Raw genomic sequence first — 13,331 nt, forward strand, 5'->3', positions numbered from 1 at the left:
GCGTATAATGTACTGGCTGCACCCGGAACGGGGCTTCCGTTCCGGGTTGTTTTGTGTCCTTTTCAGATTTTTTTGAAAGTAAAAGTCAAATTGCAGCGTTTTATTCCGTCATATATATGTGGGAGGTGAAGTCGGTGACAGGAATCCAGGGCCCGGATTCTGAAAAAAGGGAAAGACTGACCGTCTTGATCCGTCAATACGAAAAAGACATCCTGAGAATCTGCTATCTGTACCTGCGCGAGACGGAACTTGCCAAAGACGCCGTACAGGATACTTTTCTGAAAGCATATACCCATCTGGACGATCTTCATGACCAGGCCAAAGCCAAAAGCTGGCTGGCCAGAATCGCGGTCAACATCTGCCGGGATCATCTTCGCAGCCCCTGGGTGACGCGCATGAACCGGTATGTCCAGCCGGAAGACCTCCGGATTCCCGCGGCGCAGCCGGACGAAACAAACACCGCGCTGACACAGGCCGTCATGAACCTGCCCCGGAAGCACCGGGAAGCAGTGACACTCCGCTATATCCAGGGATATGACATACAGGAAACAGCAGAGATTCTGGGAATCACACCTTCTGCCGTATCAAGAAGATGCAGGCGGGCCTGCATCAGACTCAGGAGTGAACTGGAAGGGAGCGACGATCACAATGGATGAACACAAAGCACAGGAACGCATTCATAAAACTGTCCGTGACAACCTGTCCTGGCTGGACCGGCTTCCTTCCCAGGAAACAGAAATCCTGGAACAAACAATGAAGGAGGCTGATCCTTTGATTACAGTAATAAACGGAAACACTGAAACCATGATCCCGTCGGCATATGTCCCGGCACGTTATCATATACGCACCTGGCTTCGGCCGGTACTGGCCATCGCTGCCGTACTGGTGCTGATCACCGGATTCTGGACTGCCCAGCGCAACGGATTTGTCGGCAGCGTCACCCCGGACGTTGTCACGCAGCCGGCCGGCAGCGATGAAACCCCCGGACTTCCCGCGGCCGTTGTTACAGATGAAATCAGGCAGCCGGAAGTTCTTTCCCTGGACCGCATTGACCTGTATGTGGAACCTGATCTGCTGTGGAACAGCGAATCCGGCATCCTGACAGAGGGCGAAAACGTTGATAAGAAAAACCTTCCCTTCAAAAACACGGTCTACCGGCGAATGAAGGATGCCGGCGTCAAAGTGGACGGTGAACTGGTTTACCGCAGTGATGAGGGCGCGGTTCTCTTCAGGGATCAGATCAAACTTTGCCTGGACGGAGATTTTTCCCTGGATATGCCGCAGAAAAGTTTCCTGATCGACGCAGCGGACGGTTCCTTTGACTTCCCGCTGTTTGACGACAGATCCGCCGCATCCTATCCCTCCCTCCTGCTGCGGAATTCCGGAAATGACAGCATGTTTACCCGAATCCAGGACGGCGTACAGCACCGCCTGGTCGAAAGGCATACGGACGCGAAGCTGCTGACCCAGGCCTGGCGGCCGGTCCAGGTATACCTGAACGACGAATACTGGGGCATGTACAACATGCGGGAACCCATCGACGCCCATACCATCTGCCGCTACGAACAACTTCCGGACGAAATGGCGAAAGACGTCACCATTCTGAGTATCAGCGGCAGTTTCAGAATACAGGGGGACAATAAAGCATATAAACAAATGCTCACAAAAATCAAAAACAGTAATCCGGCGGAAAACCCGGCGGATCTGGAATACCTGGAGCAGGAAGTGGATATTGATAGTTTCCTGGACTGGTTCACTGTGGAAATGTTTTTCGGCAACAGCGATATCGGGACCGGAGAAATATACAGAGTCTCCGGTGGCAAGTGGAAATGCCTGATTACAGATCTCGACTACGGCCTGTATAATTCCGGTTACAATTCCGTACAGAGCTATCTGAAAGATAAGGGCATGGGAGGGAAAGGAATCGACAACACGATCTTCCTGAAGATCCTTTCGGTGGATAAGTACAAAGACCTGTTTTTCACCAAGCTGGGAAACCTGTTCCATTCCCTGACATCCAGCGTCATGGAAAGCGAAGTGGATGCCTGCGTCGCCTGGATTGAACCCGGTATGAAGGCGCATATTGACCGCTGGGCGCAGTATTACGACAGAAATGTCATTTTTGATGTTCCCCAAACCCCGGAAGGCGCCTGGAAATACTGGGAGCAGCGTGTTGCCCGGTTGCGGAATGTCATACGCAAGCGGCCCACCCGGCTGTACAACTTCATCCAGGAATACTTCGGAATGACCGATGAAGAAATGGCCGTATACTTCCCAACCGATATCCCGCGCAATGTGGATGAAATACCGAATGCCATTTAATCCTGATATAAACAGCGAAACCGCCTGACGCATCAGGCGGTTTCCTTTGTTTCAGAACACAGTATTCTTATTTGATATCAATCCAGATTCCAATGTCGTGCATGGATGAATCCGGAACGGATTTGTAGAACCGCTGGGCTTCGTCATTGCTGGCTGTCAGCGCGATCAGCGTATCAATGCCTTCCGCCTTCAGCCGGCTGCGCATCTCTTTCATCAGCGCCTGGGCCACGCCCTTATGCCGGGCGCTCTTCAGCACGCAGATCCAGTCCAGGTAAGCCTTGACGGTTCCGTCAAAATAAGAAGGAATCCGAACCACGTCAATCCGGCCCACTACCTGTTCCCCGAGATAAGCCAGCAGGGAAAGGGCGTTTTTGAACCGGGGATCCTTGAAACTGTCCGTCACGCTTTTGATATAAGCATCATCGATCTCCCAGCCCCAGACGTCTTCTTCCTCCCGCAGCTGTTTTTCAAACGCCACCACGTCCGGAATCTTTTCTTTGGTATACAGTTCAATCTTTATTTCTTCATTTTCCATTTTCCACTACCATCCTGTTGATCAATAGTTCATCCGCCCGGAGATGCACGCTGAAGGAATGGGTTTCATCGTGCATGTCATAAATCCTGTTTCCGGTTTCAGCGATATACTGCTGCTGCCAGAGCAGCGCCAGGTCCCGGATCCTGAACAGCTGCTGGTTCTGCGGGTCTCCGTACATCCGGGCCAGTTCCTGAAGGGAAGGCATTTCCTGCAGGTACCGGTCATCCATTGCCTCCAGCTCAGCCAGGATTTCCGCTGCGCTCATCCGGTTATATTTTTCATAATTGTCCGGCGTCAGCACCAGTATCAGGCCCCGATCGACCGGTTCTGCCATTTCATCGGAAACAAGCCATTCCGCTTCCGTCATATGTTTTGTTTTAGCAAACGCTTTTCTGATTTCTTCCGGCAGCTGTTCAAACTCCTGCTTCGTGATCCGTTGTTCCGGTATGGTCCTGCCCCGTCCCTTGCTGTGCGGCAGGAAGCAGGCGCACCGATGCAACGGGTATGCAGACACCATTTCATAGAGTTCCGGTATCTGGGACAGGTTCTCCCGGATCAGGGGAATACTGACTCTCACCTGAAGTCCTGCTTTACACGCCTGATCCAGCATCCGGAGCAGGAACCGGAAGTCTCCCTTCCGCCCCGCAAAGCGGTCATGATACTCCTCGGTGCCGTAGAAAGTCAGGTCAATCAGTTCCACACCGGCTTCACGAATGTTCTCCATCAGCTCCGCCAGTTCCTGGTCCTCGCGGAAGGCAAACCCGTTCATCTGCAGGAACGTTGCCGCGGCTCCCTGATGCTCCCGGCTGAAGCGCAGGAACTCCGGCAGATCCGGTGTGTCCATACAGTAGCCGATATAATAGCTGCATTGAAGATCAGGGCGTGCTTCTTTCATTTCCCGGATAACCCTGCCGCCCAATGCTTCTCCTGCCTTGTAATCCACCCCTGTGGCTTTCCCGCAGGATGCCAGCAGGCAATACCGGCAGAAAGAATGGCAGGGTACGCAATAGTTGGCAATCAACAGTGAGGCTGTTTCCATGTCCTGATCCCTCCTTTTATTTCCACGGATTCAGGATGTTCTCACACCCCTCGCCGCAGTATTTCATCAATAATCAGTTTATCCCGGTTCTGATGCCTGGCATACTCCCGGAATCCCAGTTTGCGGAGCAGTTCCCGGCTGGGGACATTCTCCTCAAAGTGTCCGCAGTGAACGTATTCCGCACCCGTACTCCGGAACAGTTCCGGAATCACCGCCTGCAGGGCTTCCAGCATATATCCCTTCCGCTGGTAGGCCGGAAACACGGCATAAGCCAGGGTTCTCCCTTTCACCGGTAATCCCGTCCTCAGATTCTCCGGCAGCTCCGGCTCCACTTCCAGCAGGAATCCGATCACCGTTCCTGTCTTTTTCTCCACCAGCGAATAACTGTTGTTCAACCCGGAGAATCTTTCAAAAATCTTCGCGGAAACCGTGTCATCCATATCCGCCGGAAACCCGTAGGCAATCCGCAGTGCCCTGTCGGCAATCCCGCTGACAAAGGACGCTTCATCCCCTTTTTCCATCCGCCGGATCAGCACTCTGGTACTTTCCATAAGACCTTCTCCCGTCATCGACTCATTTCCATTATCAGTCGGCCAAGGGAAACCCCCAGTCGTTTACTTCTCATCGCCGCCTTCATCAGGCCCGTACAGGCAGCTTCCTTTGTTTCCATCACAGCCAACCGGACAGGTTCCTCCATTTCCCTGATGATCCTGTTTTCCGTCCCCATCAGCAAAAGGGTAAATACCCCGTCTTCCAGCTGGATTTCCCACACTTTCCGTTCCGGATCCATACCGGCCGCCCGAAGCAGTTCCCGTGCGTCCGCCCGGATTCCTTCACTGTGAACCGAAGAAAGAAGGGGCTCATCCCGGTATTCCTGCTCCATGAGAAGCATCGTCCTGTCCAGATCTGCATAATCCACTCCGGCCTTCCGGTAAACACTTCCCATGAAATCCACCAGGAATTCATCGCCGACGATCTGGTACAACTCCCGTTCATACCGGTCCAGATCCTCCAGGGTATAATCCTCCCCCTCCAGCATAAACCGTAAAATGATCTGTCCGAAGTAAGGAATCCCGATATACTCTTCCAGCAGAATATGACGATCAAACCGTTCATTTACTTCCCGTGATATTTCGTCAATCCTTTTCTTCAACTTCTCACTTGTAATATACATACTGTACTTCTCCAGATCTGTAGGGTGAGAGCGATTATATCATCTGAGTCCCAAAATGCAAAGAAAATTTTTCAGCAAGCATCTTTGCGTTGCTGCCTACAGGCAGCAACACTCTGTGTTCATTATGAAATAAAACCAGGTTTACGCACAGTCAGCATACCCAGTCAAGGACTCAGCGGCTTCGCCGTGTCTGCAGCATCCTTGTCATGCTATGCTTCCAGTGCATCAAAACAATCAAGGAGGTACCTAGCACCTCCTGTCAATCATAATTGCCCAATTCAATCATGGTTCATCACACAAAACCATCTTTGCGTTACTGCCAATAGGTAGCAGCGCTCAGTGTTCGGTATGAAATAAAACTAGTTTTAAGCACAGTCAGCATATCCAGTCAAGGACACAGCGGCTTCGCCGTGCCTTCGGCATCCTTGACATGCTATGCTGCCAGTGCATCCAAGCAATCAAGGAGGTGCATAACACCTCCTGTCAATCAGAATTGCCCAATTCAATCATGGTTCAGCACACAAAACCATCTTTGCACTACTGCCTATCAGGCAGCAGTGCTCTGTGTTCGGTATGGAACAGGGGAGCGAAGGAAGCGGTGACCCAGTGGGTCATTTGCCGTAAGGCAAAAGCGCCCTGAGCGAGTCAACCGAAACGAGCAGAGGGGTGAAGCGCCCCCGCGATGCCCTCTGCGACGATTGAGGTTGCGGAGGAACCTCTTCGTCTCTCCCCCTTTCACCTGTTCCCCAGAACCGTCAAGCAACACATAGCTCGCTTGGATCCCTGCAAGGGATCCCTGAGTGAAACTCGAAGAGTTGAACGAATAAAGCCCAAAGCCATTTGGTCAGCATACTATGCTAGGAATAAATGGCTTTGGGCTTTATATAAGCGAGCACAAACAACATTGTTCTGGACGCGCCGCCTTGATTCCACAAAAAAATCACCTGATTACTCAGGTGATTTTTTTGGAATCCGGCGGCGACCTACTCTCCCGGGCCGTTACCAGCCAAGTACCATCGGCACTGAAGAGCTTAACTTCTGTGTTCGGTATGGGAACAGGTGGGACCTCTTCGTCATTGCCACCGAAAATGGTTCAGTGTCCTTGCGCACACTGACAACTGCACAGCTACAATATTCAGGAAAATCTGACCTGTTAGTTTATCTGTTACCTTAATTGGTCTCTGGACCAATCATGAAATCAAGCCCTCGACCTATTAGTATCATCAAGCTCCATGCGTTACCGCACTTCCACCGATGACCTATCTACCTGGTAGTCCTCCAGGGGTCTTACTTGCTTGCGCAATGGGAGTCTTTATCTTGAGGTGGGCTTCACGCTTAGATGCCTTCAGCGTTTATCCCGTCCGCATTTCGCTTCCCTGCTATGCCGTTGGCACGACAACAGTTGCACCAGTGATGCGTCCATTCCGGTCCTCTCGTACTAGGAACAGCTCCTCTCATGACTCCTACGCCCACGATGGATAGGGACCGAACTGTCTCACGACGTTCTGAACCCAGCTCGCGTGCCGCTTTAATTGGCGAACAGCCAAACCCTTGGGACCTGCTTCAGCCCCAGGATGCGACGAGCCGACATCGAGGTGCCAAACCTCCCCGTCGATGTGGACTCTTGGGGGAGATCAGCCTGTTATCCCCGAGGTAGCTTTTATCCGTTAAGCGACGGCTTTTCCACTCAATACCGCCGGATCACTAAGCCCGACTTTCGTCTCTGCTCGAATTGTCACTCTCGCAGTCAGGCACCCTTCTGCCTTTGCACTCTTCGAATGATTTCCATCCATTCTGAGGGTACCTTTGGGCGCCTCCGTTACTCTTTCGGAGGCGACCGCCCCAGTCAAACTGTCCACCTGACACTGTCCATTACCCGGTTCACGGGTCCATGTTAGAATTCCAGTAACAGAAGAGTGGTATCCCAACAGCGACTCCGCTAAGACCGAAGTCCTAACATCCAAGTCTCCCACCTATCCTGTGCATCCGTTACCGAAATCCAATATCAGGCTACAGTAAAGCTCTACGGGGTCTTTCCGTCCAGTCGCGGGTAATGGGCATCTTCACCCATACTTCAATTTCACCGGGCCCCCTGTTGAGACAGCGCTCAAATCGTTACACCATTCGTGCGGGTCGGAACTTACCCGACAAGGAATTTCGCTACCTTAGGACCGTTATAGTTACGGCCGCCGTTTACTGGGGCTTCGGTTCGATGCTTCGATTGCTCTAACATGTTCCCTTAACCTTCCAGCACCGGGCAGGTGTCAGCACCTATACGTCAGCTCTCGCTTTCGCAGATACCTGTGTTTTTGCTAAACAGTCGCTTGAGCCTATTCTCTGCGGCCTCTCTCGAGGCACCCCTTATCCCGAAGTTACGGGGTCATTTTGCCGAGTTCCTTAACAAGGGTTCTCCCGTTCGTCTCAGGATTCTCTCCTCGCCCACCTGCGTCGGTTTCCGGTACGGGTACCTTCAGATATACTAGCAGCTTTTCTCGCCAGCGTGAACTCATCTGCTTCCCTACTTAATTTCGGTCCACATCACACCTCAGCTTAAAGGAACGCGTACTTCACTACGTTCCAACCTCAGTGCTTGTACGGAGTTGACCATCACCCCGCTCAGACTATCCTTCTGTGTCACTGCTTCATTCTTCGGTAGTGCAGGAATATACACCTGCTGTCCATCGCCTACGACTTCCGTCCTCGGCTTAGGCCCCGACTTACCCTGGGTGGATGAACCTTCCCCAGGAAACCTTGGGCTTTCGACGGCGAAGTTTCTCGCTTCGCTCTCGCTACTCATACCGGCATTCTCTCTTCTGTGCGGTCCACCGTGCCTCTCGATACGGCTTCAGCCCCCACAGAACGCTCCTCTACCACGCGCTTACGCGCATCCATCGCTTCGGTGTCACGTTTTAGCCCCGGACATTTTCGGCGCACAACCACTCGACCAGTGAGCTATTACGCACTCTTTAAATGTGTGGCTGCTTCTGAGCCAACATCCTGGTTGTCTGTGCAATTCCACATCCTTCTCCACTTAACGTGTACTTTGGGACCTTAGCGGTTGATCTGGGGTGTTCCCCTTTTGCCCGCGGAACTTATCTCTCGCGGACTGACTCCCATGGTTTGCATTGTATGGTATTCGCAGTTTGATAGAGTTTGGTAGGATTTGAGTCCCCCGCGCCCATTCAGTGCTCTACCCCCATCAATTATCCATGAGGCTAGCCCTAAAGCTATTTCGAGGAGAACCAGCTATCTCCGGGTTCGATTGGAATTTCTCCCCTATCCACAGCTCATCCCCGCCTTTTTCAACAGACGTCTGGTTCGGTCCTCCATGGGATTTTACTCCCACTTCAACCTGGCCATGGATAGGTCACCCGGTTTCGGGTCTACGTCATGCAACTATCGCCCTATTCAAACTCGCTTTCGCTTCGGCTCCGGACCTTCAGTCCTTAACCTCGCTGCATAACGTAACTCGCCGGTCCGTTCTACAAAAAGTACGAGATCGTACATAACATGTACTTTCTCTGCTTGTAAACACAGGGTTTCAGGTTCTCTTTCACTCCCCTCCCGGGGTTCTTTTCACCTTTCCCTCACGGTACTATGCGCTATCGGTCACCATATCGTATTTAGGCTTGGATGGTGGTCCACCCTGCTTCCCGCCGGGTTTCACGTGCCCTGCGGTACTCTGGTATCAGTTAGCTGGTTGACTCTTTCGCTTACGGGGCTGTTACCCTCTTTGGCTGAGCTTTCCATCTCTCTTCGGCTAAAGTCTTCCATACACGTTACTGACCCACAACCCCGGGGAGCATGCCCCCCGGTTTGGCCTCTTTCCCGTTCGCTCGCCGCTACTTAGGAAATCTTTAAATTAATTTCTCTTCCTGCGGGTACTTAGATGTTTCAGTTCCCCGCGTGCCCTCCTGTAAGACTATGGATTCATCTTACGGTGACAGGTTCTTCACCTGCCGGGTTTCCCCATTCGGATGTCTACGGATCGATGCCTGCTTGCGGCTCCCCGTAGCTTATCGCAGCTTGCCACGTCCTTCGTCGGCGTATGGTGCCAGGGCATCCACCCTGTGCTCTTTGTAGCTTGATTTCTCGTCGTTCTTGATCCTGAGACCAATTCTAGTAAAATTGTTTTACCTTTAACTGGTCTTTCCTGAATCTTGTTTCTTTGCTGTGCAGTTGTCAAGGTGCGCATGCTCGGAGCTTCGCGAGCCTTGAAGACGATACAGAGTTTTGCGCGCTGTAAGGAACAGCTCAATTCTTTTTCGAACGTTCGTTGACGTTCCGTTTTGCTTCTTTGAAGCTTTTTTATGACGACCGGTTTTATCCGGTCGATCGACCTCGGTTTCGGCGTCCACCTTTCGGCTTCTGCTTTCTCCCTAGAAAGGAGGTGATCCAGCCGCACCTTCCGATACGGCTACCTTGTTACGACTTCACCCCAGTCATTGGTCTTGCCTTAGGCGGCTGGCTCCTTGCGGTTACCTCACCGACTTTGGGCACTCCCAACTCCCATGGTGTGACGGGCGGTGTGTACAAGGCCCGGGAACGTATTCACCGCGGCATGCTGATCCGCGATTACTAGCAACTCCGACTTCATGTGGGCGGGTTGCAGCCCACAATCCGAACTGGGACCACTTTTTTGAGATCCGCTCTCCCTTACGGGTTCGCCCCTCTCTGTGGTGGCCATTGTAGCACGTGTGTAGCCCAGGTCATAAGGGGCATGATGATTTGACGTCGTCCCCACCTTCCTCCGAGTTGTCCCCGGCAGTCTCTTCAGAGTCCTCAGCTTCACCTGTTAGTAACTGAAAATAAGGGTTGCGCTCGTTGCGGGACTTAACCCAACATCTCACGACACGAGCTGACGACAACCATGCACCACCTGTCTCAGTATGAGCAAGCTCACGATGTATCTCTACAAGTTTTACTGGATGTCAAGACCTGGTAAGGTTCTTCGCGTTGCGTCGAATTAAACCACATGCTCCGCTGCTTGTGCGGGCCCCCGTCAATTCCTTTGAGTTTCAACCTTGCGGCCGTACTCCCCAGGCGGAATGCTTATTGTGTTAACTGCGGCACAGAAGGGGTCGATACCCCCTACACCTAGCATTCATCGTTTACAGTGTGGACTACCAGGGTATCTAATCCTGTTTGCTCCCCACACTTTCGCGCCTCAGCGTCAGTTACAGTCCAGTAAGTCGCCTTCGCCACTGGTGTTCCTCCCAATCTCTACGCATTTCACCGCTACACTGGGAATTCCACTTACCTCTCCTGCACTCAAGCCCGACAGTATCCAAAGCAATTCCCACCTTAAAAGCAGGACTTTCACTCCAGACTTACCGGGCCGCCTACGCGCCCTTTACGCCCAATCATTCCGGACAACGCTCGCCCCCTACGTATTACCGCGGCTGCTGGCACGTAGTTAGCCGGGGCTTCCTCCTTGGCTACCGTCTCTTTCTCTTCACCCAGGACAGAGGTTTACGATCCGAAAACCTTCTTCCCTCACGCGGCGTTGCTGGGTCAGGGTTTCCCCCATTGCCCAATATTCCCCACTGCTGCCTCCCGTAGGAGTTTGGGCCGTGTCTCAGTCCCAATGTGGCCGATCACCCTCTCAGGTCGGCTACCGATCGTCGACTTGGTGGGCCGTTACCTCACCAACTATCTAATCGGACGCGAGCCCACCCCTTACCGGATTACTCCTTTGACCCCTAAGCGATGTCGCTCTGTGGTCTTATGCGGTATTAGTACAACTTTCGCTGTGTTATCCCCCTGTAAGGGACAGGTTGCTCACGCGTTACTCACCCGTCCGCCGCTAGAACATTACATCTTCATATCCATCCGAAAACTTCAAATCTGTCGCAATGTCCCCGCTCGACTTGCATGTGTTAGGCACGCCGCCAGCGTTCGTCCTGAGCCAGGATCAAACTCTTCCGTTTAATCCTTTAAACATCTTTCGATGCTAAACTCTTTGGAATCTTCGCTGTCTTTTCCTTATTGCGCGTTTATTCTCTCTGTATCGTTTTCAAGGTTCGCTTCGCTCTTTTCTCGCGGTCTCCCGCAAGCGAGCTTGGATAGAATATCAAACGGCAAGGCCTTTGTCAAGCACTTTTTGGAGGTTTTTTTGAAAAAAATTAAGGCAAATCAACGCTTCCGGACGATGCGGGATTTGCCTTGGTGAATGTTCGTGTTTTTGGCCAAAACGAGTGGGTTTCTTCGCTTTATGATTCACTTGTTGTTCGGATACAACAGCGACTTCATCACAGTTCCATCAGAACCGCCCTGCAGGGAGCGCCGTCCGATCCTCCCAGATTCAGCGGAGCGGCATTCAGCAGGTAGATTCCTTCCTCCACCTCTCCCAGGCGGATACCCTCCAGGAGAACGATCTCCGCACCCAGCATAATCAGATGCACGTTCATGGGGGCGTCCAGCGGACCGACAGTCTGGGATTCATTTCCGAAGAGCAGGATGCCTGCCCCGGCAAAAACCTTCGCCGCCTCTTCCGTCATAACCGCCGGGCCTTTCACCAAGATCCGCTTCGCCGCCTCCATGTCCAGGCTCCGGGCTTTTGCCAGGATTGCCTCCGCGTCCGCCGCTGTAATGTCCCCCTGATGCTCCGTCACATACGCAGAACCGATGAACCGTTCCAGCGCTACCTGATCAATGGTCTTGCCACCATCAACGAAATGGTACGGAGCGTCCACATGGGTACCGTTATGCGCGCACATCTGAAAAGCCGTCAGGTTGCAGACAGCCCCATCCGCAATCCGGAGTTTGACCTGCCGTTCCGGAGACGGATCTCCCGGATACACACTGCAAGTAAACAGTTCCTGGGTGATATCATAAATCTTCATCTGTATCTCTTCCTTCATATATAGAATGTACTGTCTGTTTCCCGTCCTTTTGAATTTCTCTACAGGCCTTTCTTTTTCCTTGTCCGGACAGAAAATGCCCGCCGGAACTTCACAGTTCCGAACGGGCATTTGTTTTTCAGTTACAGGGATTCATCAGGCAGCAGCCTTCTTCTCCGCTCTTATGCGCTGCAGCCTGGAGACCACGATCGCGCAGGAAGCATCACCGGTGATGTTCACCACAGTACGGCCCATATCAAAGATCCGGTCCACACCGGCCACCAGCGCAATACCTTCCACCGGCAGGCCAACGGACTGAAGCACCATGGCCAGCATGACCATACCGGCGCCGGGAACGCCCGCGGTACCGATGGAAGCCAGCGTTGCCGTCAGCACGATGGTCAGCATCTGGGAGAAGGTCAGGCTGATGCCGAAGCAGGAAGCGATGAACACCGCGCACACGCCCTGGTAGATGGCGGTACCGTCCATATTGATGGTCGCGCCCAGGGGCAGGACGAAGGAAGAAACCTCCTTGTCAGCACCCAGCTTCTCGCAGCACTCCATGTTCAGCGGGAGCGTACCCACAGAGGAAGCGGAAGAGAATGCCATCATGATGGCCGGCAGCATACCCTTGAAGAACTTCACCGGGCCGACGCCGCCCAAAGCCTTGACCGACGCGGAATAAACCACCACCGCGTGCACAATGTAGCACAGATAGGCCACAAGCAGCACCTTCGCCAGGGAGCCAAGCACCGCCGGGCCGTTCTCCGCCACCACCGGGCAGAGCAGGCAGAACACACCGATGGGAGAAAGCTTCAGGATCATCTCCATGGACTTCATGCAGATATCGTTGCACACGTCCACAGCCTTGAACTCCATATCGAAGCGGTGCCCGATGAGGATCAGCGCAAAGCCGATAAACAGCGAGGACACAATGATCTGCAGCATGTTTGCATCGATAAACGGTTTGAGGAAATTGGACGGGAAAATGCCGACCAGTGTGTCCATGAAGTTGACCGAAGTGGCTGCCGGTTCATAGGACAGCTCAGCCGTGGACAGCACCGGGAAAATGCCTTTCAGCAGGTTGGCAAAAAGCAAACCGATCGCAACCGCGAAGGCCGTAGTACACAGGTAGTACAGCACGGTGCTTCCGCCGACCGCGCCGACCTTCTTGATATCCCGCATGGATACCACACCCGACATGATGGAGAAGAAAACCAGCGGACAGACTATCCACTTGATCAGGTTCAGGAAAATCGTACCGAAGGGTTTGATGTAGGTCTTCGCGAAATCCGGATTGCCCGTCAGCGCGATACCTGCGCCGATTGCAAGAATCAGCGCGATGAAAATCTGTGTGGATAGAGCCAGTTTCTTCCTTTTTTCCATGGGTCAATTCCTCCTGTGTTTTCAGGAAACACT

At 52.8% G+C, this 13,331-nt stretch carries 8 protein-coding genes and 3 rRNA genes; 2 read left to right on the forward strand and 9 right to left on the reverse strand.

Translation table 11 applies throughout. The annotated features are described in order from the left end of the window. The first annotated feature begins 134 nt into the window (after positions 1-134). Both JYE49_RS11870 and JYE49_RS11875 read left to right on the forward strand, forming a co-directional pair. Positions 135-656, forward strand: a complete 522-nt coding sequence (locus JYE49_RS11870; RefSeq protein WP_179217324.1) for an RNA polymerase sigma factor — start codon at positions 135-137, stop codon at positions 654-656. Next, positions 622-2,322 carry a CotH kinase family protein gene (locus JYE49_RS11875; protein WP_179217323.1) on the forward strand — a complete coding sequence of 567 codons (1,701 nt, stop codon included), beginning with the start codon at positions 622-624 and terminating at the stop codon, positions 2,320-2,322. Before JYE49_RS11870 ends, JYE49_RS11875 begins: the two co-directional genes overlap by 35 nt. A 67-nt stretch (positions 2,323-2,389) precedes the next feature. On the opposite strand, the gene JYE49_RS11880 is transcribed toward JYE49_RS11875, so the two are convergent. The 9 genes from JYE49_RS11880 to JYE49_RS11920 all read right to left on the reverse strand — a co-directional run bounded on the left by JYE49_RS11880 (position 2,390) and on the right by JYE49_RS11920 (position 13,298). Beyond that, positions 2,390-2,857: a GNAT family N-acetyltransferase gene (locus JYE49_RS11880; RefSeq protein ID WP_093957277.1), complete on the reverse strand. Its 468-nt coding sequence runs from the start codon at positions 2,855-2,857 to the stop codon at positions 2,390-2,392. Then, on the reverse strand, positions 2,847-3,896 hold the full coding sequence (locus JYE49_RS11885; RefSeq protein ID WP_093957276.1) for a radical SAM protein: 1,050 nt from the start codon (positions 3,894-3,896) through the stop codon (positions 2,847-2,849). The genes JYE49_RS11880 and JYE49_RS11885 overlap by 11 nt, the downstream gene beginning before the upstream one ends. 41 nt (positions 3,897-3,937) lie before the next feature. After that, entirely contained in the window at positions 3,938-4,447 is a 510-nt protein-coding gene (locus JYE49_RS11890; RefSeq protein ID WP_179217322.1) for a GNAT family N-acetyltransferase, read from the reverse strand. Between the two features lie 14 nt (positions 4,448-4,461). Continuing rightward, a complete protein-coding gene (locus JYE49_RS11895) occupies positions 4,462-5,070 on the reverse strand; it encodes a hypothetical protein (protein WP_093957274.1) in 609 nt (202 codons plus the stop codon). Positions 5,071-6,040: 970 nt separating this feature from the next. Further along, a 5S ribosomal RNA gene (gene rrf / locus JYE49_RS11900) occupies positions 6,041-6,157 on the reverse strand. 107 nt (positions 6,158-6,264) lie between these two features. After that, a 23S ribosomal RNA gene (locus tag JYE49_RS11905) occupies positions 6,265-9,160 on the reverse strand. A 293-nt stretch (positions 9,161-9,453) separates the two neighbouring features. After that, positions 9,454-11,000, reverse strand: a 16S ribosomal RNA gene (locus tag JYE49_RS11910). The 16S, 23S and 5S rRNA genes sit together here, the layout of an rRNA operon. 321 nt (positions 11,001-11,321) lie before the next feature. After that, a complete protein-coding gene (locus JYE49_RS11915; RefSeq protein WP_093958422.1) occupies positions 11,322-11,915 on the reverse strand; it encodes a cyclase family protein in 594 nt (197 codons plus the stop codon). A gap of 153 nt (positions 11,916-12,068) precedes the next feature. Continuing rightward, complete coding sequence (locus tag JYE49_RS11920; protein WP_093958349.1) at positions 12,069-13,298, reverse strand: dicarboxylate/amino acid:cation symporter; 1,230 nt, start codon at positions 13,296-13,298, stop codon at positions 12,069-12,071. Positions 13,299-13,331: the final 33 nt, after the last annotated feature.

It is taken from the genome of Aristaeella hokkaidonensis, assembly GCF_018128945.1.
GTDB classification, from domain to species: Bacteria; Bacillota; Clostridia; order Christensenellales; family Aristaeellaceae; genus Aristaeella; species Aristaeella hokkaidonensis.